Source organism: Hydrogenophaga sp. 2FB, assembly GCF_005503365.1.
Classification (GTDB): domain Bacteria; phylum Pseudomonadota; class Gammaproteobacteria; order Burkholderiales; family Burkholderiaceae_C; genus Hydrogenophaga.
In genome coordinates this window covers 1-20466 of sequence record NZ_SCML01000023.1, presented here as the reverse complement: position 1 = coordinate 20466, position 20466 = coordinate 1, and the positions used below count along the sequence as shown (strand labels likewise).

Genomic DNA, 20466 nt, shown 5'->3' with positions numbered 1-20466 from the left:
TTCGTTCCCTGTCGGGGCCTGCGCGCCTAGATTGGCGGGTTCCAACCACAGGGGAGCACCCACCCATGAGCAAGCATCGGCAACTGCGCCTTGGCGCCTTCATCATGGCCACCGGCCACCACATCGCCGCCTGGCGGCACCCGGGGTCGCAGATTGACTCGGGCACCAACATCGATCACTACATCGAGGTGGCGCAGACGGCGGAGCGCGGCCTGTTCGACCAGGTGTTCGTCGCCGACAGCCCGGGCATCTGGGGCACGGGCGACGACGAGTCGTTCGGCCGCCAGGGCCGCATCTCGCACTTCGAGCCGGTCACCTTGTGGGCCGCGCTGGCCGCGGTGACGAAACACATCGGCTTCGTGGCCACGGCGTCCACCACCTACGAAGATCCCTACCTGCTCGCGCGCAAGTTCGCCTCGCTCGATCACATCAGCAAAGGCCGCGCGGCGTGGAACGTGGTGACCACCAGCAACGCCAGCGTGCATGGCAACTTCGGGCTGGACGCGCACCCCTCGCCGGGCGACCGCTACGCGAAGGCGACCGAGTTCGTGGACGTGGTCAAGGGCCTGTGGGACAGCTTCGACGACGATGCCTTCGTGCGCGACCGCGAGTCCGGCATCTACTTCGACCCGAAGAAGGTGCACGAGCTCAACCACGTCGGCAAGCACCTGAAGGTGAAGGGGCCGCTCAACCTGGAGCGCTCGCCGCAGGGCCATCCGGTGATCGTGCAGGCCGGCTCGTCCGAGGACGGCAAGGAACTCGCCGCCGCGACGGCCGAGGCGATCTTCACCGCCTGGACCAGCCTGGCCGAAGCGCAGGCGTTCTATGCCGACGTGAAAGGCCGCATGGGCAAGTACGGCCGCCGCCCCGAGCAGTTGCTGGTGCTGCCCGGCATTTCGCCGGTGATCGGCCGCACGGAGGAAGAGGCGCAGGCCAAGTGGGCCGAGCTGCAGGCCTTGATCCACCCGTCGGTGGGCCTGAGCACGCTCGCGCCGTTCTGGCCGGGCGAGGACCTGCGGCGCTGGAGCCTGGACGCGCCGCCGCCGTACTACCCCGAGCCGCCCAAGGGCATCAACAGCCGCGCGCACGTGGTGATCGAACTGGCGCGGCGCGAACGCTTCACCGTGCGCCAGCTGTACGAGTACCTGGCCGGCGCGCGCGGGCACTGGGTGGTGATCGGCACGCCGCAGACCATCGCCGATCGCATGCAGGAATGGTTCGAGAACGGAGCGGCCGATGGCTTCAACGTGATGCCACCGGTGCTGCCGGCCTCGCTCAACGAGTTCGTGGAACTGGTGGTGCCGGAACTGCAGCGACGGGGCTTGTTCCGCACGGCGTACGAGGGCACGACCTTGCGGGAGAACCTGGGGTTGGAGCGGCCGGTGAGCCGGTATGCGGGGGCGCAGCGGTTGGTGGCTTGAGAGCCGTTCAGCCGATCTCGAACCGTGAAGCGTTGGCATCCACCTCAGGGTCGTTCTGGTACTGCTGCCAACGCTCCATCCACGCCATCAGCTCCGCTTCAATGCCCATCTTGCGGGCCAGGCGCTTGAGCCGCCGCGGGTCCAGTTCGTTGGCATTGATGTCCAGTGCCGGGGCTGTGAGCTTGCTTTGCTTTGTGTTTGCAAGGTAGATCCAGTCGAGCAAGGCCTTTTCGGGTGTGGTGCGCTTGTAGTTGAAGCGCAGGTCGTAGATGTCGCTGGTTTTCGCGCCCTGCGGTTCCAGGCGGTCGACGCGCATCGCGTGAAATCGAAAGGTGCCCAGGCCAGGCACATGCCGCTCGCTGAGTTGTGGTGTGGTCCAGGACGGGTGTGTGGGAATGACACAGGTGAACGTCTCGCCGAAGTTGTTCGTGAGACCCGCCTGCTCCAACACATAGGCGAGGCTCACGACCGCACCGCGACGGACAAAGGAAGCCGCCGCGGAAGGGCTTTCAGAACGGTGTCCGAGTCGATTGAGGTACACGCCATGGGTGACTTCGATCAGCTTGTGCGCCGCCGTCATGTCCTTGAGCCAACGGAAGAAAGTGGCGTTTGCAGGTGCTCGGTCGCCGGTATCGAGGTGATGGCTCTCGGCGAGCAGCCGCAGCGAGCCCGAGGTCAGCACAAACGGGCTTTCTGGAGACATCAGCCAGGTCTCCGCATGGACCTTCCATGGTGCATTCATGGCCCGATCTCCTGAAACCAGCCATCGATCGATTCAGCGACGTCCAGCGTCCATGCGTCCCATGTGGCCTGGTCGATTTCGGCCGCGATGGCTGGGGGCAGATAGGGGAGAAGTTCCTCTCGGGCTTGATCAAAGGTGATGAGCGCGAGTTTGCTGACGACGTCGGCCCGCATGTACCCCACGGCCTCTGTGGGAAGGCCGCGAAGGATGTCGACCGGATTGGCCTGCGCGAAGATCAGGTCTCGAAGATCGTAGACGTCGCGCGGCACGTTGCGGTTGTCCGACATGACGGCCAGAACCTTGGACGCGGCCAGCATCGCGTGGGTGTAGGTGTGCACGGGAAAGGGCGCCATGCCGTAGTCGGACGGCGGCACCACGGTTTCCATGCGCCGGTTTTCCCGGCGCGGAAACCGCCGGCCCGACACCTCGACTTCGAACCGCACCGCGTGCCCTGCGATCGTTTCACCGACCATGCGCGCGCGCAGGGTGACATCGGTGGCTTTGGAGAAATCGATCGCCACGGCCCGGAGCCGCGACTGTTCTGCTGCACTCTTCATGCCACGCGTGATCATGCTGCGGACCGAGTTCAAGGTGGTGGCCTCCGTGTCGCGGTCGAAGTCCATGTCCTTCGTGAGGCGCAAACTGCCAAAGCTGGCTCGCATGGCCATGCCTCCCTTGAGCACCATGCGTAGTCCGGAAAGGCCCGCGATCTCCCGCAAGAGCGCGACCTGGCACCGGTCAATGGCGTGCAGGGATGCGGTGAAACCTTTTTCCAGTGGAGAGTAAATAGTGCTCATATCTCATTTTATGAGATATTGAAACTATATAAAACTACCGTCCGCCGAGCGGATCGGCTGCCTAAAGTGCCTGCAGAAACGCGCGCAGCGCCTCGATGTCGGCGATGCTCAGCGGCAGTGGCTGGAGGTGCGGCGACACACGCAGCGCGCACGCGTACAGGGGATCGGATCGCACCGATGCCCGCCCGCTGCGCGCATCGCCGCCGCCGCGGGCATACAGGTGCAGCACACCCGCCAGCGAATCGAACAGGCCGTGGTGCATGTAGGGCGCCGTCTGCGCCACGTGGCGCAGGCTCGGTGTGCGAAAGCGGGCCACGTCGTCGCATTGCCCTGTCACCCCGAAACGCCCGAGGTCCTGCGACGGTTCGCCGAAGAAGGCGATGCCGAGGTTGTGAAACTTGTCGTCGCTCAAGGTGGGGCCGAAGTGGCAATTCGCGCAGCGGGCCTTCGTGCGGAACAGGTGCAGGCCGCGGATCTGCTGGTCGGTGAATGCACGTGCGTCGCCCCGCGCGAAGCGGTCGAAGCGGGTGTTGGTGTGCAGCGTGCGCTGAAACGCCGCGAGCGCGTCGCCCATGCGCGCCGGGTCGTCGACCCGGGTGAGCGCGGCGTACTCGGGTGCGCCGCGCAGGCGCTGCCACACCGCGTCCAGCGAGGCGTTGCCCATTTCGCGCGGGTCCGTCAGGGGCCGCAGCGATTGCGCGGGTAACGAGCGGCCCGCACCGTCCCACGCCCAGTGGAGGCGCGTCGCCACGCCGTACAGGCTGGGCGGGTTGCGCCGTCCCGACGGGCCGGCCACGCCGCGCGCCGTGGGTGTGCGCACGGTCCGGCCTTGGTCGGGGCGGTGGCAGCTCGCGCAGGACACGCGGCCATCGGCGGAGAGGCGCGGATCGACGAACAGCTGCGCGCCGAGGCGGGCCATTGCGGCCGACCGGATCGAGGCCGGGCGCAACGAGGGTGGTTGAGCGCCCAGCTCCACGAAGGCCACGCTTTCATCGATCCAGGGCGCGGGCCACGCAGACGCGGGCTTCTCGTAGGCCTGGCGCAAGGGCTCGCCCTGCGCCAGCGCAGCCTGCACCACCCAAAGGCACACGGCCCACGCCGCCAACGCAGACGAGCGCTTCAATGGCAGTCCGGCCCGGTCTGGTCGAAGTAGACCTCGAAGGCCACGTTGGCCGCCCACTTCTGGTGCCGCTGCGCCCACTGCGGTGTCGAGCCCAGCGCGTTGACCGCCGCGAACAGCGGCGCGGCCAGGTCCTCGCGTTCGTGCGCCACCCAGGCCACGAGCGGATGCACATCGGTGCGGGGCAGGGTGGCGGCGAACTTCGCCCACTCCTTGTGCGCCAGCAAGGCATCGAGCGGCGCGCGGTCCAGCAGGGCGGCGTCGCAGTCGCCGGTGCGCACCCGCACCAGCGCTTGCGCGGGCGCGTCGAACACCCGCACGCGACCACCCACGCGCAGCGCCTGTGCTTGCGCACGGGCGTTGTCGGCCGTGACGCAGACCACGCGTCCGGCCAGTTGCGACCATTCGCGCACGGCTGTGTCCGAGCGCATGGCCACGCCCAGGCCTGTGCTGTGGCCGGTGTGCAGCACACGCGCCGCGGGCGATGGTGGACCGACGGGCGCGCGCGTCACCACCAGGTCCACCGCACCGTCTTGCAGCGCGGTCGCTTGCGCATGGGCGGGCAGGGGCACGAGCACGGCTTCCACGCCCAACTGGTGCGCCAACTCCTGCGCATAGGCCGCGTCTGGGCTGCCGTTGGTGTAGTCGCGCTCGCCGGTGCTGACCGGCAGCGACCTGGGTGCGACGCCGATGCGCAACGCCTTCACCGGCAGCGGCGCCGCGGCGGCGGCGCGCGATTCGATCGCGCCGAACACCGCCGCGCACAAGGCCAGGATGCCCATGGCGATCAGCCAGGGCACGGGGCCCAGTGGGCGGTCGGCGAAATGTTTCGGTTCTGTCATGAGGGCGCATTCTGGGCGGTCACCACGCGGCCGTGTGGCACGAAATGCGCATAAGCATCTGCGCGCATTGCCGTCACATATGCATCGCCGATTTCCTTCCTTGGCGCGGGCGCGAGCGGCCTCAAGAATCGGCGCCTCATCGACACACAACGTCACCACCAACCTGGAGAAATTCATGACGCACGAAGCGAAGAACGCACGACACACCCAAGGCCGCCTGCGCGCCCTGAGCGCTGCCGCCGCGCTGGCCATCGGCCTGCTCGCGCAGCCCGGCACCGCCGTGGCCGAGGTGCTGCCCGCCATCAACCTGCAGCTCACGCCATGGACCGTGATCGCCCGCGAGAAGGGCATCTTCAAGGAAGAGTTCACCAAGGTCGGCACGAAAGAAGTGAATCTCATCGCTTCGGGCGGCGCGGAGTTGGTCGGCGCCGAAACGGGGGCCCTCGCCAAAGGTGCGATTTCGATCGCGCAGCGCATGATCTACCCCGCCACCGTGCACCGCGCCAACGGGCTGGACGGCGTGATCATCTGGGCCTCGGAAACCTCCAACCGCTACCGCGCGCCGGTGCTGGCCGCGGTGTCGAACAAGTCGGTGAACACCCTGGCCGACCTGGACGGCAAGAAGTTCGGCAGCAGCCGCATCAGCTGCTACTGGTCCGCCCCCACCGAAGCGCTGAACTCGGTGGGCTTGCCGCTGGACACACGCCAGACCAAGGGCCGCGTGCGCTACGAATCGATCGACAACCCCACGGTGGCCATTTCGGCGGTGATCTCCGGCGCGCTGGACGCCACCACCACGCACCTGGCCGCGGGCAACGCCACGGGCGCCTGGCTCTCGGGCAAGCTCAAGGTGATCGGCCATGTGCCGGACGATGGCGTGTACGTGAACCACGCGGGTCGCGTGACGTACTTCGCCAAACGCGAGTTCGTCAACAAGTACCCCGAGGCGGTGAAAGCCTTCCTGGCTTCGCGCGAACGCGCCATGGCCTGGACGCTGGACAACGTGGACGAGGCCGCGAAGATCGTCGCGCGCGAAACGCGCGTGCCGGTGGAAGTGGCCAAATTCCAGATCACCCACCTGGGCCAATGGGAGTTCATGGCCGGCGAGCCCAACGCCCAGCGCGCGCGCAACTCCATCAAGACCTTCATCGACTGGTACGTGAAGCAGGGCGACGACATCCTGGGCGAACGCCGCCTGACCGATGCGCAGGTGGACGCCTTCGTCGACGGCCGCTTCTTCGCGGGTGGCTCGCACTCGATCTACCGCTGAACGAACGCCATGAACACCCTGACGCAAACCCTGCCGTCGGCGGCCACACCGGTGGACCCCGGCGCGCCGACGCTTCTGGCGAAGTTCCTGCAAGGGCTCTCGCCCAGCCGTGCCATCGGTTTCGTGCTGCCCGCCGCCGTGCTGCTGCTGTGGCAGACGGCGGCCAGCCTGGCCTGGATCGACCCGGTCTTCCTGCCCGCGCCGATCAAGGTGGTGGAGGCCTTCTTCAGGATGCTGACCGAGCAGAAGCTGCTGCTCGATTTCGCGGTGAGCCTGTCTCTCGTCTCGCAGGGCTTCCTGTACGGCGCGTTGGCCGCCGTGGTGCTCGGTGTGGCCGCGGGGTTGTCGAAGCGGTTCGAACAATTCCTCTCACCCACCTTCGACACCATCCGCCACATTCCCGGCATCGCCTGGTTTCCGCTGATCGTGCTGTGGCTGGGCCTGGGTGCGCCGGCCAAGATTCTGGTGATCGCCAAGACCGTGTTCTTCCCGGTGTTCCTGAACACGCTGCAGGGCATCCGCAGCGTGGACAAGAGCTACATCGAACTCGCCGAGGTGATGACGCTCACGCGCTGGCAACTGGTACGCAAGATCATCCTGCCCGCGGCCACGCCGACCATCATGGTGTCGCTGCGCTACGCGGCCGGTCTCGCCTGGGCGCTGGTGGTGGTGGCCGAGGGCCTGAGTGGCCTCGAAGGTCTGGGCTTTCTGATCTTTCGCGCGCAGGGGCTGTTGCTCACCGACCAGTTGCTGGTCTGCATGGTGATCATCGGCTTCGTGGGCTTCGGCATCGACCGCACGATGTATTTGCTGCAGCGGCGCGTGCTCCGCTGGAAACAAGGCTTTGAGGGGTAAACCATGGCAGAACCCGGTCGCCTTGAAGTCAAGGCCGTTTCCAAGAGCTATGCCGTGCCAGGCCGTCCGCGCCTGGATGCGCTGGTCAACGCGAGTTTCGATGTCGAGCCTGGCGCCTTCGTCACGCTGGTCGGCCCCAGTGGTTGTGGCAAGTCCACGCTGCTGAGGCTGATCCTCGGGCTGGACAAGGCGTACGAGGGCGAGATCCTGCTGCACGGCGAGCGCATTGCCGGCACCAGCCTGTCGCGCGCCATCGTGTTCCAGGACCACCGCCTGTTGCCCTGGATGACGCTGGAGCAGAACATCGGTCTGGCGCTGACCAACTCGGCGCTCTCGCCCGAGCAGCAGCGCCGCACCATCCAGTCGCACATCGAGCTGGTGGGCCTGCAGGGTTTCGAGAAGGCCTACCCGCACGAGCTCTCGGGCGGCATGGCGCAGCGTGGCGCGATCGCGCGCGGCCTGGTCGGTCAGCCGGAAATTTTGCTGCTTGACGAACCGCTGGGCGCGCTGGACGCGCTCACGCGTGTGCGCCTGCAGGAAGAGCTGCTGCGCATCTGGCGCGCCGAGGGCGTGACCATGATCCTGGTGACGCACGATGTGGACGAGGCGATCTTCTTGAGCGACACCGTGGTGGTGATGAACGCCAACCCGGGCCGCATCGTCCAGCAGGTGAAGATCGATCTGCCACCTGGCCCGCGCGACCGTGTGAGCCCGGCGTTTGCCGCGCTCAAGCGCCAGATCCTCGAAGCCATGGGCGAGGTGTTGGCGCACACGCCAACGCCTCAGCTTGCGGAGGTCTGAGCGTGCGGCGCGTTGCGGTGGCCGCGATGGCGGCCATTCACCTGGCGCTCGGTGCGGCCGGCGCACCGCCGTCGTCCGAGCTGCCCGACCTGTCGGCCGTGCGCGCCAAGGTGTATGCGGGCGAGTACGCCAAGGCGGTTGCACAGCTCACCGCGCTCACGCACACGGTGCAGCACGCCGAGGTCTACAACCTGCTGGGCTACAGCCTGCGCCAGCTCAAGCGGTACGACGAAGCGGGGCGTTGGTACCGCGAGGCCTTGCTGTACGACCCCGAGCACCGGCCCGCGCTGGAGTACCAGGGCGAGCTGTTCCTGGCCTTGGGCGACGTGGCCAACGCTCGCAAGAACCTGCGGTATCTGGAGTTGCTGTGCACCACCAGGCCGTGCGCGGAGTACGAGTTGCTGAAGAAGGCCATCGCGACGTCGAAGGCCGCCAGCGCAGCGCGCTGATGGCGGTGTGGTTGCACATGCGGTGCAGATTCGACGGCTTTGCAGCGAGGCCGTGTGACCTCGGACACCGGGCTTCCCGACCGGAGCTGCCTCGCTTGGGCTGCCTCCGGGCTTGAGACTGACAGCGCTGCACTGCGTGAGCCAGCGCGCAAGCGCGCTGGCTTGCGTTGACGGGTTAGCGGGTGTACAAGGGTACTCGGCGTTGTTCCGGCGCAAGCCGGACAGCATGGGCACATCTCTCGCACGAGGGGGGGCGCCATGGACACGTTTCTTGGTTTGCGCAGCTGGCACTGGCGTGCGATGGACTGGGTCGCGGCAGCGGTCTCCGGTTTCGCCGCGGGTGCCGTGCTGATGGTCCTGGACCTGGTCTGGTCCGCCGTCTTCAACCCTGACGGCCCCTGGCGGACGTCCCACATGATTGCGCCGATCTTCAGCGGCGCAACCGACAGCCTGCAAACGGCCGATTACCGCTTCAGCGTCAGCGTGGTCTCCATCGCGCTGCTCACCCACTACGTGCTGGGCATCGTCTTCGGACTGGTGCTGGCGGCCATTCTGGCGCAACTGCGGCTCGACACCGAGCCGCTAAAGGCGTTGGTGACGGGCGCGTTCCTGGGCTTGCTGCTGTACGTGGTCAACTTCGAAGTGCTCACCGCATTCTTCCCCTGGCTGGCCGGCCTGCGTGGCACGGCCACCCTGGCCGCGCACCTCGTCTTCGGCTGTGTGGCCGCCATCCTCTACTGGCGGCTGAAACGGATTGCGACGGAGCCCTAGCATGGCGATCGCTCTTGCACTCGTCATCCTGGCGCTGGGCTCGGTCCTCTTTCACTTCCTGAGCCCCTGGTACTTCACGCCGATCGCCTCCAACTGGCGGGCCATCGACACCACGATCACCATCACCTTCTGGGTGACCGGTTTCGTCTTCGTCGCTCTCAGCCTCTTCATGGCCTGGGCGGTGATCCGCTACCGCCACCGCCCAGGCGCGCACGCCGAATACCAGCCCGAGAACAAGAAGCTCGAGTGGTGGCTGCTGGTCCTCACGGCCATCGGCGTCGCCGCCATGCTCGCGCCCGGCCTGGTGGTGTGGTCGCAGGTCATCAACGTGCCACAGGAAGCGCAGGTGGTCGAGGCAGTTGCGCAGCAATGGCACTGGAGCTATCGCCTGCCCGGCAAGGACGGCAAGCTCGGAACCACCCACGCCCGCTACGTGTCGGACACCAATCCCTTCGGCATGAATCCCACGGATGCCGCCGGTCGTGACGACATCCTGCTGGCCACCCCGGAACTGCGGGTGCCGCTGGGCAAGCCGCTCAAAGTGCTGCTGCGCTCCAAGGACGTCCTGCACAACTTCGCCATCGCCGAAATGCGGGTCAAGATGGACATGGTGCCCGGCCTGGTCACCTATGCCTGGTTCACGCCCACCCGCGAGGGCTCCTTCGACCTGCTGTGCGAGGAACTGTGCGGCGTCGGCCACTTCGCCATGCGCGGCCGCCTGGTGGTGGACGAGCCCGCCGCTTACGCCGCCTGGCTGGAGCAGCAGCCGACCTATGCACAGTTGCGCGACAAGCCAGCCGCCAATGCCGCCATCGGCAAGAACCTCTATGCCGTCTGCGCCGCCTGCCACGGCGTCAACGGCGAAGGCAATGTGGCGCTCAACGCGCCCAAGCTCGCGGGGCAGGGCGCGTGGTACCTCGAGCGGCAGCTGAACCTGTTCAAGAGCGGCGCCCGGGGGGCGCACGAGAAGGACACCTTCGGCAAGATGATGGCGCCCATGGCGGCCACGCTGGCGGATGGCAGCGCCGTCGCCGACGTGGTGGCCTACATCGCCTCGCTGCCCGACACCCGGCCGGCGGGCACCATCCAGGGCGACGCCGACAAGGGTCGTGCGCGTTGGGCCACCTGCGCCGCCTGCCACGGTGCTGAGGGCCAGGGCATCGCCGCGACCAACGCGCCGCGGCTGCAGGGCATGAACGACTGGTACATGGCCACACAGCTGAAGAACTTCCGTGACGGCGTGCGCGGTGCGCACCCGCAGGACATCTACGGTGGCCAGATGAGACTGATTTCGGGAATGCTCAGGGACGACGCCGCGGTCGGCGACATCCTTGCCTACATCAACACGCGTTGAACCCGCGCTTGGGAGGCTGAATGGGTACTCATGTTGCGCACGACGAAACGGAAATCGCCCCGCCGGTGGAGGTGGCGGAGGCCCATCTCTACCACCCGAAGACCTTCATCGGCAAGTACATCTGGAGCCAGGACGCCAAGGTCATTGCGATCCAGTACGGGCTGACAGCCATGGCCATCGGTCTGGTGGGGCTGGTGTTCTCCTGGCTCATGCGATTGCAGCTGGGCTTTCCGGGCAAGGTCTCGTTCATCGATCCGGCTGTCTACCTGCAGCTGGTGAGCATGCACGGGATGATCATGGTGATCTACCTGCTGACAGCGCTGTTCCTGGGCGGTTTCGGCAACTACCTGATCCCGCTGATGGTGGGCGCGCGCGACATGGTGTTCCCCTACATCAACATGCTCAGCTACTGGATCTACCTGGCGGCCGTGCTGATCCTGGTGGCCAGCTTTTTCGTGCCGGGCGGTCCCACCGGCGCAGGCTGGACGCTCTATCCGCCGCAGGCCATCCTGGACGGCACGCCGGGCGCCAGCTGGGGCATCCTGCTGATGCTGATCTCGCTGGGCGTATTCGTCATCGGATTCACCATGGGTGGCCTCAACTACGTGGTGACCGTGCTGCAGGCGCGCACCCGCGGCATGACCATGATGCGGCTGCCGCTGACGGTGTGGGGCATCTTCATGGCCACGATCATGGCGCTGCTGGCCTTCCCGGCGCTGTTCGTGAGCGCCATCATGATGTTCCTCGACCAGACGCTGGGCACCAGCTTCTTCATGCCGGCGCTGGTCTCCAAGGGCCAGCAGCTGGGCCACACCGGTGGCAGCCCGCTGCTGTTCCAGCACCTGTTCTGGTTCTTTGGCCACCCGGAGGTCTACATCGTGGCGCTGCCGGCCTTCGGCATGGTGTCGGACCTTATCAGCGTCCACGCGCGCAAGAACATCTTCGGCTACCGCATGATGGTATGGGCGATCCTGATCATCGGCGGCCTGAGTTTCGTCGTGTGGGCGCACCACATGTACGTGAGCGGCATGAACCCGTACTTCGGCTTCTTTTTCGCCACCACCACCCTGATCATCGCGGTGCCCACGGCGATCAAGGTCTACAACTGGGTGCTGACCCTGTGGAAGGGCAATATCCGTCTGAATGTGCCGATGCTGTTCGCCATCGCCTTCATCTTCACTTTCGTCAACGGCGGACTGACGGGGCTGTTCCTCGGCAACGTGGTGGTCGACCTGCCGCTGTCGGACACCATGTTCGTCGTGGCCCACTTCCACATGGTGATGGGTATCGCACCGGTGTTGGTGGTGTTCGGCGCCATCTATCACTGGTACCCCAAGATCACAGGGCGCATGCTCGACGACACCCTGGGCAAGTTGCACTTCTGGGTCACCTTCGTCGGCACCTACGCCATCTTCTATCCCATGCACTACCTGGGCTTCATGGGGATCCCGCGGCGCTACTACGGCTTCGGCGGCACCAACTTCATCCCGGACTCGGCGCACCTGCTCAATGTCTGGATCTCGTTGGCGGCCTTCGTGGTCGGCGCGGTGCAACTGGTCTTTCTCTACAACCTGGCGCACAGCTACTTCAAGGGCAAGCCCGCGGGCGGCAACCCCTGGCAGGCCACGAGCCTGGAATGGATGACGCCCGAGACACCGCCCGCCCACGGCAACTTCGGCCAGGAACTGCCCACGGTGCATCGCTGGGCCTACGACTACGGCGTTCCGGGCCTGAAGACCGACTACATCCCGCAGAACGTGCCGCCCTCGGAGGTGGCGGCCGAAGCGTGGGCCAGGAACGACCGGCCGGCTGGAGCCTGATGCCATGACCATCGGCCTGATGTTCTTCTCGCTGCTGGTGGCTGTCATCGTCGGGTGGCTGATGCGGCAGACCCTGGTGGAGCCCTGGCGCGCCGAGGTGGTGGTGCCCGAGGTGCGCGTGGGCCTGGCGGCCAAGCCCACGGCCAAGGTGGCGCTGTGGGTCTTCCTCGGCGTGGCCAGCTCCCTGTTCGTGCTGTTCGCCAGCGCCTATGCCATGCGGCTGGACGTGGCCGACTGGAATCCCATTCCGCGGCCGCGCTTCCTGCTGGTCAACACCGTCTTCCTGGCGGGCGCCAGCCTGGCCATGGAATGGACCGTGTACGCCGCGCGCCGTGCCGATGCCGGCAACGTGCGCCGTGGCCTGGCCGCCAGCGGCCTGCTGACCTTCGCCTTCCTGGCCGGCCAGCTCTACGTGTGGAAGCAGTTCTACGACGCAGGCCTCCTCCTCGCCAGCAGCGCGGCCACCGCCTTCTTCTACCTGTTCACGGCGGTGCACGGCCTGCACGTGTTGGGCGGACTGGTGGCCTGGGCGCGGGCCTCGCTGCGGGTCAGGCGTGGGGCCGACGCCGCGCGCATGCGACTGGCGTGCGAACTGTGCGCGACCTATTGGCACTACCTGCTGGCGGTGTGGGTGCTGCTGTACGCACTGCTGGTGTCGGAAGATCTGGGGTTGGCGATCTGTTCCGCCACGCCCCTCTGACCGGAGACGAGCCATGGCGAACGAAGCGAGGTTGGCGGCAGGCGAGGGCTGGCGCGGCGCCGTGCGGGACGTCGCCTCGGACCAGCGCGCCTTCAAGGGTGTGCCCTGGGGCAAGCCGATGATGTGGATCTTCCTTCTTTCGGACAGCTTCATCTTCGGCAGCTTCCTGATCGCGTACATGTCGGTGCGCATGTCAACGGTCACGCCCTGGCCCAACCCGAGCGAGGTGTTCTCGCTCATGATGTTCGGCAAGAACGTGCCCCTGCTGCTGATCGCCATCATGACCTTCGTGTTGATCTCCAGCAGCGGAACGATGGCGCTCGCGGTCAACTACGGCTACCGGCGCGACCGCAGGACGACCTTCTGGCTGCTGGTGGCCACCGCGGCGCTCGGGGCTGCCTTCGTCGGCATGCAGGCCTTCGAGTGGTACAAGCTCATCTCCGAGGGCGTGCGGCCCTGGGGCAACCCCTGGGGCGCGGCGCAGTTCGGCTCCTGCTTCTTCATGATCACGGGCTTCCATGGGACGCACGTGAGCATCGGCGTGATCTTCCTGGTCATCGTCGCCACCAAGGTGGCGCGCGGTGACCTCGACCACGAGCGGCCCGGCTTCCTCACCGGCCGCAAGGGCAACTACGAGATCGTGGAGACCATGGGCCTGTACTGGCACTTCGTGGACCTGGTGTGGGTCTTCATCTTCGCGTTCTTCTATCTCTGGTAGACCAAGGGAGCCTTGCATGGACCACGCAGAACACGGGCAGCACGAAGGGCGCGGCGCAGGCTCGCACGAGCAGGGCCAGCAGCATCCCCTGGGCCTCTACTTCAAGATCTGGGGCCTGCTGTTCGTGCTGAGCGCCGCCTCCTACATGGTGGACTACTTCCAGGTGCAGGGCCTGTTGCGCTGGTCGCTCATCATCATCTTCATGCTGCTGAAGGCGGGGTTGATCGTGGCCGTCTTCATGCACATGGCGTGGGAGCGCCTGGCCCTTGTCTACGCCATCCTGGTGCCACCGCTGCTGCTGATCACGCTGATCGGCATCGGTGCGCTGGAGGCCGACTACACCTTCCTGTCGCGCAGCGCGTTCTTCGCGCCGGTGGAGGAACCGAAGACAAGCGCAAACCATTGAAGCCATCCCAAAGGAGTTGATCATGCGCAAACGTATCTACTGGCTTTTGCCCGACCTGAAAAGTGCCCGCGCCACGATGGACGATCTGCTGCTGGCGCACGTCGAGGAGCGCCATATCCATTTCGTCGCCCGGGAGGACGCCGACATGCGTGGCCTGCACGCGGCCAACGTACTGCAAACCTCCGACGTGGTGCGCTCGGCCGAGATAGGCCTGATCGTCGGCGCGGGCCTCGGCGGGCTGCTGGGGGCACTGGTGGCCGTGTTCTATCCCATCGCGGGCGACGAGGCGCAGTGGGTCATGGTCGCCCCCGGACTGGCCATCTTTGGCGCGCTGTTCGGCATCTGGACGTCCTCCATGATCGGCATCTCCACGCCCAGCAAGCGCCTGCAGCGTTTCGCCGCGCAGATCGAGCGTGGCCAGGTGCTGCTGATGGTGGACGTGTCCATGTGGCGGGTCGAGGCCATCGAAAAGCGGCTGCAGGCATTGCATCCCGAGGCACACCTGGAGGGGACCGAGCCGGACATCCCCGCGTTTCCCTGAGTGGGCTGCCACGGCCGAGCGCGCCGCAGTGCCCGCACGGCAGTCCGGTCCTGAAGCCGTCATTCATGCACCGCTAACGGCGCAACACCTTGTCGTGTTCCTCAGGCGCCCTCGCAACGGCCTACGCTGCACTCAACGAAGCGGCCTGGCTCACCTTGACACCGTCGGATTCCACATGGCCCAGCACGTTGAACACATCCGGCAGGATGCGGTGGATCTGCGCCGCGATGAACATCGCACCGCCCGGGTCACCAAAGGTGCCGAGCGTGGGCGGGCCGATCAACCGGATCGCCGCTTGCCGCCGCCCATCGGCACCGATCACGCGGCACTGCGCGTCCACCGCGTAACCGATCCCGCAGGCATCGGGTCGCAGCGTGCCTTGGTCCACCAGCGCCTGCAGAAGCGGATTGGCGGCTGTGCGCGAGGCCGCGTCCAGGCCGGTGCAGTTCACCACCGCGTCGAACGCCTCGGTGCGTGTGTGATCCTGGCCAGAGGGTTGCAGCACCGCCTCGATGCGGCGCGTGTCGGCTGTCGGCACCAACGAGCGCAGCCGCGCGGCCAGGTGCACCACACGACCGGCTTCCAGCGCTTCGCGGCAGATCGCTTCGGTCTGCGGTGGTGAGCGGAAGCGGTGCACGTCGTACCAGGTGCGCAGGCGCCGCAGGAAGCGGCCTTGTTCGGCGGCAGGCAGGGTGGGCCAGAGTTGCCACACCGAATCGCGCAGTTCGTCGAACGGCAGGTTCCAGTTCTCGCCACGCGCCGCGCCTTCGCGGATGCGCGCACGCACCGCCTTCACCCAGGCACGCAGCGTGGGCTGGGCCTGCACCAGGAAGGCGGGCGGGTCGCTCAGCAGGCGGTCCAGGTTCTGGCGGCCGGTGGGATGCTCCACCGTGCCCTGGGCCAGAGGCTGCGCACGCGGGCGCAGGCCGCGGCGCGAAACCACCGTGATGCCGCCGGTGTGGCCTTGCCGTTGCAAGGTGGCGATCACGTCGAGCGAAGTCAGTCCGCTGCCGACGATCAGCACGCGCGCGGTGCGGGGGATGCCCAGCAGGCGCACGGTGTTCAAGGGGTTTTCGATCACGGCCGCGTGGCGCGCCAGCGCCGGGTCCAGCGGTGCCTGCAGTTTCGGTTCGGCGTTGCCGGTGGCGACGACCAGCAGGTCCGACACCAGACGCTCGCCCCGTTCGGTGACGGTGGTGACGACGCCATCCTGCTGCCAGGCGTCGACGGCGCGGTCCTGCAGCGTGTGGATGGTTGACCCGGTGGCCGCCCAGCGCGCGTGGCGGTGCACCATGTCTTCGAGGTACGCGCCGAGCACCGCGCGCCGCACGAAGGCGATGCCGTTGGGTCGCACGGCTTGCGGATCGGCCTCGAACACGCCGTGCTGTGTGCACCAGCGCTTGAAGTGATCGCCATCCACCGGGTCGATGGCATGCGCCCAGGTCGGGCCGTTGAGGCGGTGGTCGGGGTCGTGCGTGGCAAAGGCCAGGCCCGGCCCCACGCGTTTGCGTGGCTCGACGATGGTGATGGCCAGCGGCAGCGGGCTGTGGCGCACCAGTTGCACGGCGGCGCTCACGCCCGAGAAACCACCGCCGACGATGGTGATGTGGCGGGCGGCGCTCATCGCAACGGGTGGATCTCAAAACCCTGGTGCACAGGGGGCAGTTCGACGAGGGATCATGGTTCGCCCATGCTAGGCAGCGGGCGTCGCACAGGGAACGATCAATACCAAACAGCGATATGCGAAAAACGCTTATGCGACCCGCCTGACTGTTGCGAAAACGATCAGGCACGCTGAATGCCCTGCACGCAAAGCTTCCTATGGGCGGCCCAACGGTCTACATTGCTGCAACTCACCATCGCCTGTTGGTGCTACCCGGGAGCGTCTGCATGATTCCGATCCGGCCTTTGAAGCGGGAGAGCGCGCTGCGGTATGGCGCGTACTACGCTTCGCGCTTGCTTCCCCACCCGGTTCTGCGCAGTGGCGTGATCACGGCCATCCGGACCTGCGTCACCTTGATGCACGGCGCCGCAGCGGCAGAGGGTGCTGAAGCGCAGTCTGCCCTCAGAACGCTTCGCGAAACCGGCATGACGCCGATCACCAGCCCGTTGGACCCCGCGCAAATTGACGAGGTGCTGTCCTTCCTGAAGACCGCGCCGGTCGCGCAAGGCGCGCCTGGCCAGCCCGTGACGGCCAGCAGCCAGGGGGTGGCGTCAGCGGTTTATGACGTGCCGACGATCCTTGCATGCCCCCATCTGCTCAGGGCCATGAACGACCCCGCCATGCTGCAGATCGCCGCCGGATTTCTGGGCTGCAAGCCCACCATTTCGGGGGTTGGCCTGCGCTGGTCCTTTGCGCACGGCGGCAAGGCGGACAGCGAGGTGCAGAGATTCCACAGGGACATGGAAGACTGGAAGATTCTTCGCATGTTCATCTACCTGACCGACGTCGCGTCCGATGGCGGGCCGCACCAGTTCGTCGCCAAGTCGCACAAGACGGCCGGGCGTTTCCGGATCCGGCCCTACACCGACGAGTACATCGAACGCCGGTTCGGCCGCGACAAGGTGATGACCATCAGCGGCCCCAAAGGCACGGCGTTCGTGGGCGACATGTGGGGCGTGCACCGTGGCCTGCCGCCCCTGCAGCGCCCCCGCTTGCTGTTCAGTTGCACCTACACCATGACGGCCACGCCCATCTACCGTTACGAGCCGGTCCAGATGGCGCAGAGCCATCTGTACGACGGGTACACGAATCGGCTGCTGATCCGTTGACGCCGAGACGCTTCTATTCCACCGCTTCGATGACGCGAATGTCGCGGTCGGCGCCGTTGCCCAAGGCCTTGAGCGCGGCCTGGTAGGCCGGGCTGTCGTGCGCGGCGGTGGCCTGCGCCACGCTGTCGAACTCGATCAGCACCGCGCGCTGGTTCTCCGCGGATTCGTACACCTGTGCCGGCATGCCGCGCGCCAGGAAGCGCCCGCCCGCGGCCTGGATGGCGGGGCCGGCGAGCTTCGCGTACTCGGCAAGAGCGGCGGGGTCGGTGATCGAGCGGTAGGTGGCAATCCAGTAGGCCTTGGGCATGTTGTCGTCCTCGTGCGTTTGAAGGGAACCGAGGACTGTACCGGCCTCAACGGGCCGGCGTGCGCGAGGGGCCAATGTCCGGCACATGGCCGTCCACGCAGGCGCATGGCATGGGCGTCACAGGACCTTGTCTTTGCTCTTGATGGATTTATCGAGCTGACTCAGAAAGTCGTCAAGCCGTGCAAGCCGTTCCCTGGTCGTTGCCTGGTCTTCCGGGCTCAAGCCACCATCGTTCAGCACGCTGCGCAGAGTGCCGGCTTCCAACCCCCATTGCCCGCAAAGTGTCGGCGGGCGCGCTGAGGTGCGACAGTCCCGGTCGATGCACTGTTGGAGATGATGGTCATGGGATTCCCTTTTGATGCCGCAATGCTTGAGACGGCTGTCCTGCGTGCTGCGCGCAGCCACTCGGTAACTGCGAAAGGGAAAATGTTCCGCCGTGGCCGCCTTCGCTGACTAGGCTGGCGTGCGCTTCGGGTGCCTTTCGTGCCATTCCTTGAGCGAGAAGTCGGGGTACCCATCAAAGTGCGGGTCGTTCTTGCGGCCTTCCACCGCAACCCACGACGCCTTCGAGGCCAGCAGGATGTGCACGCTCGAAGGCGGCGGCGGCAGGGGCGTGTCGATGGCGCCCGCGTGCGGGTGCACGAGGTCGGGCCAACTCGGGTCCCACAACCAGAGCGCCGTGCCGCACACGCCGCAGAAGTGCCGTTGGGCGCTGCTGTGCCGCACGTGGCCGTCTTCTTCGATCCTGGCCTTGTAGACCTTGAGGTGGCGCTTGCCAGTGACCTTGAGGGTGCGGTGGTCCGCGCCCAGGTTGATGGCGTAGCCGCCGGTGCCCGCCGTCTTGCGACAGATCGAGCAATAGCAGCGCATGAACGGGATGGGCTCGGTGGATTCGACCGAGAACCTGACGCTGCCGCAATGGCATGAACCTTCGAGATGCATGGAGCCTCCGTGGACGACGTTGCGTTCAAAGCAGTATCGTCAACTTCGGCCGCGTGCACACGCGTGACGGGTTTTACGCCACGGCTTCGACGATGCGGATGTCCCGTTTGGCGCCATTGCCCAGAGCCTTCAATGCCTCCTGGTAGGCCGCGCCGTCATGCGCAGCGACGGCATGCGCCACGCTGTCGAATTCGATCAGCACCACGCGCTCTCTGGCGGCCGACTCATACACCTCCGCAGGCACGCCGCGCGCCAGAAAGCGCCCACCCGCAGCCTGAATGGCCGGGCCGGCAAGCTTGGCGTAGGCCGCCAGTGCGGCGGGGTCGTTGACGGACAGGTAGTTGCTGATCAAGTACGCCTTGGGCATGTCGATTCCTTGGTGGGTCTGGCGAAAGGGATGGTCTGTATCGGGGCTCGGTGACCTGCGTCACAGATGGCCGTTCTTTTAAAGATACATCATGTCGACATAAATCGTCAATCGGGTAAAGCACTGCATCGCGGCAGGCGTCACGAGACCCGCCGCGTTTGCCCCACCCGATAGCGCTCCTTCAATGCCTTGCGAGAAACCTCAGACTGTCACGATCTCGTCGTTCAACGCCTCTTCCACCACCTGCCGTGTGAGGCTGGGCGCGAAGTTCTCGATGAAGCTGTAGGCGTAGCCGCGCAGCCAGGTGCCGCGCCGCAAGGCCAGGCGCGTCACGTTGATCTCGAACAGGTGCCGGGCTTCGATGGCGTGCAGGTGGTGGTCGCGCTCGGGGTCGACCGCGATCGAGGCCACGATGCCCACGCCCATGCCGAGCTCCACGTAGGTCTTGATCACGTCAGCGTCCATCGCGGTGATCACCACGTTGGGCCGCAGGCCCTCCTTGTCGAACGCGTCGTCGATGTGCGATCGACCCGTGAACCCCTGGTCGTAGGTGATGATGGGGTACTCGGTCAACTGGCGCAGCGTCAGCGGCGCCTGGCGGTCCAGCAGCGGGTGTCCGGGCGGCACGACCACGCTGTGCGTCCAGCGGTAGCACGGCAGCGTGACCAGTTGCGGGAAGCTCGCGAGGGCTTCAGTGGCAATGCCGATGTCGGCCTCGCCCGCGATCAGCATTTCGGCCACCTGTTTGGGTGAGCCCTGGTGCAGGTTGAGCGTGACCTGCGGGAACAGCGCGCGAAAGTCGCGCACCGCGTGGGGCAATGCGTAGCGCGCTTGCGAGTGCGTGGCCGCGATCGACAGCCCGCCTTCGGCGCGCGACATGAAGTCCTTGCCCGCCTGCTTCAGGTTCTCGGCCTCCTGCAGCAGCCGCTCCACGATGGGCAGCAGCGTCTCGCCCGGGCTGGTGAGGCCGGTGAGGCGCTTGCCCGCGCGCGCGAAGATCGTCACGCCCAACTCTTCCTCCAGCTCGCGGATCTGCCGGCTCACACCGGGTTGCGAGGTGTAGAGCATGGCCGCAACCTCGGTGAGGTTGAAGCCGTGCCGCGCGGTTTCGCGCACCGATCGGAGCTGTTGGAAGTTCATGCGCGCGGTGGATGTCTTCGAGAACGATCACGTGTTCAGAGCTTGGCGATGGACACTTCGGTCGACTTCACGAGCGCGACCACTTCGGAGCCGACCTTCAGATCGAGGTCCACCACCGAGCGCGTGGTGATGACCGAGGTGACGATGCCCCAGGGCGTTTCGACGTCGACTTCGGAGACGACGTCGCCCTTGATGATTTCGCGGACCTTGCCCTTGAACTGGTTGCGCACGTTGATGGCTTGGATGGACATGGTGTGTTCCTTTTGGTTGGAGAGGGAGGGAGATTCAGACGGCCCAGCGCAGGGCGTGGGCGGGTTGGGCGGGCCAGACC

General features: G+C 66.4%; 24 protein-coding genes. 13 read left to right on the top strand and 11 right to left on the bottom strand.

Annotated elements, in window-relative coordinates; all coding sequences use genetic code 11:
• Positions 1-65 precede the first annotated feature (65 nt).
• Complete coding sequence (locus tag FFS09_RS14840) at positions 66-1421, top strand: LLM class flavin-dependent oxidoreductase (RefSeq protein ID WP_137919669.1); 1356 nt, start codon at positions 66-68, stop codon at positions 1419-1421.
• Positions 1422-1428: 7 nt separating this feature from the next.
• On the opposite strand, the gene FFS09_RS14835 is transcribed toward FFS09_RS14840, so the two are convergent.
• The 4 genes from FFS09_RS14835 to FFS09_RS14820 form a co-directional block, all read right to left on the bottom strand.
• Positions 1429-2163: a hypothetical protein gene (locus FFS09_RS14835; protein WP_137919668.1), complete on the bottom strand. Its 735-nt coding sequence runs from the start codon at positions 2161-2163 to the stop codon at positions 1429-1431.
• Complete coding sequence (locus FFS09_RS14830) at positions 2160-2960, bottom strand: nucleotidyl transferase AbiEii/AbiGii toxin family protein (RefSeq protein WP_137919667.1); 801 nt, start codon at positions 2958-2960, stop codon at positions 2160-2162. The genes FFS09_RS14835 and FFS09_RS14830 overlap by 4 nt, the downstream gene beginning before the upstream one ends.
• 61 nt (positions 2961-3021) lie before the next feature.
• Positions 3022-4083 (bottom strand): cytochrome-c peroxidase, encoded by a 1062-nt coding sequence (locus FFS09_RS14825; RefSeq protein ID WP_212745104.1) that lies wholly within the window; start codon positions 4081-4083, stop codon positions 3022-3024.
• Positions 4080-4922: a substrate-binding periplasmic protein gene (locus FFS09_RS14820; protein WP_171020032.1), complete on the bottom strand. Its 843-nt coding sequence runs from the start codon at positions 4920-4922 to the stop codon at positions 4080-4082. Before FFS09_RS14820 ends, FFS09_RS14825 begins: the two co-directional genes overlap by 4 nt.
• Before the next feature lie 175 nt (positions 4923-5097).
• On the opposite strand from FFS09_RS14820, the gene FFS09_RS14815 reads away from it, so the two are divergent.
• The 11 genes from FFS09_RS14815 (at position 5098) to FFS09_RS14765 (ending at position 14607) form a co-directional block, all read left to right on the top strand.
• Positions 5098-6192 carry an ABC transporter substrate-binding protein gene (locus tag FFS09_RS14815; protein ID WP_137919665.1) on the top strand — a complete coding sequence of 365 codons (1095 nt, stop codon included), beginning with the start codon at positions 5098-5100 and terminating at the stop codon, positions 6190-6192.
• 9 nt (positions 6193-6201) lie between these two features.
• The gene (locus FFS09_RS14810) at positions 6202-7047 is read left to right on the top strand and encodes an ABC transporter permease (protein WP_137919664.1); all 846 of its coding nucleotides are present in this window, start codon (positions 6202-6204) and stop codon (positions 7045-7047) included.
• A 3-nt stretch (positions 7048-7050) separates the two neighbouring features.
• Positions 7051-7848: an ABC transporter ATP-binding protein gene (locus FFS09_RS14805; protein ID WP_137919663.1), complete on the top strand. Its 798-nt coding sequence runs from the start codon at positions 7051-7053 to the stop codon at positions 7846-7848.
• Positions 7849-7850: 2 nt separating this feature from the next.
• On the top strand, positions 7851-8297 hold the full coding sequence (locus tag FFS09_RS14800; RefSeq protein ID WP_212745103.1) for a tetratricopeptide repeat protein: 447 nt from the start codon (positions 7851-7853) through the stop codon (positions 8295-8297).
• Between the two features lie 258 nt (positions 8298-8555).
• Positions 8556-9068 (top strand): hypothetical protein, encoded by a 513-nt coding sequence (locus FFS09_RS14795; RefSeq protein WP_137919662.1) that lies wholly within the window; start codon positions 8556-8558, stop codon positions 9066-9068.
• 1 nt (position 9069) lies between these two features.
• Positions 9070-10422 carry a c-type cytochrome gene (locus FFS09_RS14790; RefSeq protein WP_137919661.1) on the top strand — a complete coding sequence of 451 codons (1353 nt, stop codon included), beginning with the start codon at positions 9070-9072 and terminating at the stop codon, positions 10420-10422.
• Positions 10423-10442: 20 nt separating this feature from the next.
• Complete coding sequence (locus FFS09_RS14785; RefSeq protein WP_137919660.1) at positions 10443-12242, top strand: cbb3-type cytochrome c oxidase subunit I; 1800 nt, start codon at positions 10443-10445, stop codon at positions 12240-12242.
• A gap of 4 nt (positions 12243-12246) precedes the next feature.
• A complete protein-coding gene (locus FFS09_RS14780) occupies positions 12247-12942 on the top strand; it encodes a cytochrome c oxidase subunit 3 (protein WP_137919659.1) in 696 nt (231 codons plus the stop codon).
• A 13-nt stretch (positions 12943-12955) separates the two neighbouring features.
• Positions 12956-13660: a heme-copper oxidase subunit III family protein gene (locus FFS09_RS14775; protein ID WP_137919658.1), complete on the top strand. Its 705-nt coding sequence runs from the start codon at positions 12956-12958 to the stop codon at positions 13658-13660.
• 16 nt (positions 13661-13676) lie between these two features.
• On the top strand, positions 13677-14066 hold the full coding sequence (locus tag FFS09_RS14770) for a cytochrome C oxidase subunit IV family protein (protein WP_137919657.1): 390 nt from the start codon (positions 13677-13679) through the stop codon (positions 14064-14066).
• A 22-nt stretch (positions 14067-14088) separates the two neighbouring features.
• Positions 14089-14607, top strand: coding sequence for a DUF1269 domain-containing protein (locus FFS09_RS14765; RefSeq protein WP_137919656.1), 519 nt, complete (start codon positions 14089-14091; stop codon positions 14605-14607).
• 121 nt (positions 14608-14728) lie between these two features.
• Here FFS09_RS14765 and FFS09_RS14760 read toward each other — a convergent pair whose 3' ends face one another.
• Complete coding sequence (locus FFS09_RS14760) at positions 14729-16231, bottom strand: FAD/NAD(P)-binding protein (RefSeq protein WP_137919655.1); 1503 nt, start codon at positions 16229-16231, stop codon at positions 14729-14731.
• Positions 16232-16497: 266 nt separating this feature from the next.
• Between FFS09_RS14760 and FFS09_RS14755 the strand changes: the two genes are divergently transcribed.
• On the top strand, positions 16498-17379 hold the full coding sequence (locus FFS09_RS14755; protein ID WP_137919654.1) for a phytanoyl-CoA dioxygenase family protein: 882 nt from the start codon (positions 16498-16500) through the stop codon (positions 17377-17379).
• 13 nt (positions 17380-17392) lie between these two features.
• Here the strand turns inward: FFS09_RS14755 and FFS09_RS14750 are convergent, their stop codons facing one another.
• From FFS09_RS14750 to FFS09_RS14725, 6 genes are all read right to left on the bottom strand, one after another.
• Positions 17393-17686: a DUF1330 domain-containing protein gene (locus tag FFS09_RS14750; RefSeq protein WP_137919653.1), complete on the bottom strand. Its 294-nt coding sequence runs from the start codon at positions 17684-17686 to the stop codon at positions 17393-17395.
• Positions 17687-17803: 117 nt separating this feature from the next.
• A complete protein-coding gene (locus FFS09_RS14745; protein WP_137919652.1) occupies positions 17804-18091 on the bottom strand; it encodes a hypothetical protein in 288 nt (95 codons plus the stop codon).
• Positions 18092-18139: 48 nt separating this feature from the next.
• Positions 18140-18628 (bottom strand): GFA family protein, encoded by a 489-nt coding sequence (locus FFS09_RS14740; RefSeq protein ID WP_137919651.1) that lies wholly within the window; start codon positions 18626-18628, stop codon positions 18140-18142.
• A gap of 73 nt (positions 18629-18701) precedes the next feature.
• Positions 18702-18995 (bottom strand): DUF1330 domain-containing protein, encoded by a 294-nt coding sequence (locus tag FFS09_RS14735; protein ID WP_137919650.1) that lies wholly within the window; start codon positions 18993-18995, stop codon positions 18702-18704.
• Positions 18996-19196: 201 nt separating this feature from the next.
• Positions 19197-20135 (bottom strand): CysB family HTH-type transcriptional regulator, encoded by a 939-nt coding sequence (locus FFS09_RS14730; protein WP_137919649.1) that lies wholly within the window; start codon positions 20133-20135, stop codon positions 19197-19199.
• A gap of 35 nt (positions 20136-20170) precedes the next feature.
• Positions 20171-20386 (bottom strand): TOBE domain-containing protein, encoded by a 216-nt coding sequence (locus FFS09_RS14725; RefSeq protein ID WP_137919648.1) that lies wholly within the window; start codon positions 20384-20386, stop codon positions 20171-20173.
• Positions 20387-20466 lie beyond the last annotated feature (80 nt).

What these genes read in the sequence shown, in the direction of transcription:
- FFS09_RS14840 (WP_137919669.1), top strand. Translation starts at nt 66, where the DNA reads ATGAGCAAGCATCGGCAACTGCGCCTTGGCGCCTTCATCATGGCCACC.
- FFS09_RS14835 (WP_137919668.1), bottom strand. Translation starts at nt 2,163, where the DNA reads ATGAATGCACCATGGAAGGTCCATGCGGAGACCTGGCTGATGTCTCCA.
- FFS09_RS14830 (WP_137919667.1), bottom strand. Translation starts at nt 2,960, where the DNA reads ATGAGCACTATTTACTCTCCACTGGAAAAAGGTTTCACCGCATCCCTG.
- FFS09_RS14820 (WP_171020032.1), bottom strand. Translation starts at nt 4,922, where the DNA reads ATGACAGAACCGAAACATTTCGCCGACCGCCCACTGGGCCCCGTGCCC.
- FFS09_RS14815 (WP_137919665.1), top strand. Translation starts at nt 5,098, where the DNA reads ATGACGCACGAAGCGAAGAACGCACGACACACCCAAGGCCGCCTGCGC.
- FFS09_RS14810 (WP_137919664.1), top strand. Translation starts at nt 6,202, where the DNA reads ATGAACACCCTGACGCAAACCCTGCCGTCGGCGGCCACACCGGTGGAC.
- FFS09_RS14805 (WP_137919663.1), top strand. Translation starts at nt 7,051, where the DNA reads ATGGCAGAACCCGGTCGCCTTGAAGTCAAGGCCGTTTCCAAGAGCTAT.
- FFS09_RS14795 (WP_137919662.1), top strand. Translation starts at nt 8,556, where the DNA reads ATGGACACGTTTCTTGGTTTGCGCAGCTGGCACTGGCGTGCGATGGAC.
- FFS09_RS14790 (WP_137919661.1), top strand. Translation starts at nt 9,070, where the DNA reads ATGGCGATCGCTCTTGCACTCGTCATCCTGGCGCTGGGCTCGGTCCTC.
- FFS09_RS14785 (WP_137919660.1), top strand. Translation starts at nt 10,443, where the DNA reads ATGGGTACTCATGTTGCGCACGACGAAACGGAAATCGCCCCGCCGGTG.
- FFS09_RS14780 (WP_137919659.1), top strand. Translation starts at nt 12,247, where the DNA reads ATGACCATCGGCCTGATGTTCTTCTCGCTGCTGGTGGCTGTCATCGTC.
- FFS09_RS14775 (WP_137919658.1), top strand. Translation starts at nt 12,956, where the DNA reads ATGGCGAACGAAGCGAGGTTGGCGGCAGGCGAGGGCTGGCGCGGCGCC.
- FFS09_RS14770 (WP_137919657.1), top strand. Translation starts at nt 13,677, where the DNA reads ATGGACCACGCAGAACACGGGCAGCACGAAGGGCGCGGCGCAGGCTCG.
- FFS09_RS14765 (WP_137919656.1), top strand. Translation starts at nt 14,089, where the DNA reads ATGCGCAAACGTATCTACTGGCTTTTGCCCGACCTGAAAAGTGCCCGC.
- FFS09_RS14760 (WP_137919655.1), bottom strand. Translation starts at nt 16,231, where the DNA reads ATGAGCGCCGCCCGCCACATCACCATCGTCGGCGGTGGTTTCTCGGGC.
- FFS09_RS14755 (WP_137919654.1), top strand. Translation starts at nt 16,498, where the DNA reads ATGATTCCGATCCGGCCTTTGAAGCGGGAGAGCGCGCTGCGGTATGGC.
- FFS09_RS14750 (WP_137919653.1), bottom strand. Translation starts at nt 17,686, where the DNA reads ATGCCCAAGGCCTACTGGATTGCCACCTACCGCTCGATCACCGACCCC.
- FFS09_RS14740 (WP_137919651.1), bottom strand. Translation starts at nt 18,628, where the DNA reads ATGCATCTCGAAGGTTCATGCCATTGCGGCAGCGTCAGGTTCTCGGTC.
- FFS09_RS14735 (WP_137919650.1), bottom strand. Translation starts at nt 18,995, where the DNA reads ATGCCCAAGGCGTACTTGATCAGCAACTACCTGTCCGTCAACGACCCC.
- FFS09_RS14730 (WP_137919649.1), bottom strand. Translation starts at nt 20,135, where the DNA reads ATGAACTTCCAACAGCTCCGATCGGTGCGCGAAACCGCGCGGCACGGC.
- FFS09_RS14725 (WP_137919648.1), bottom strand. Translation starts at nt 20,386, where the DNA reads ATGTCCATCCAAGCCATCAACGTGCGCAACCAGTTCAAGGGCAAGGTC.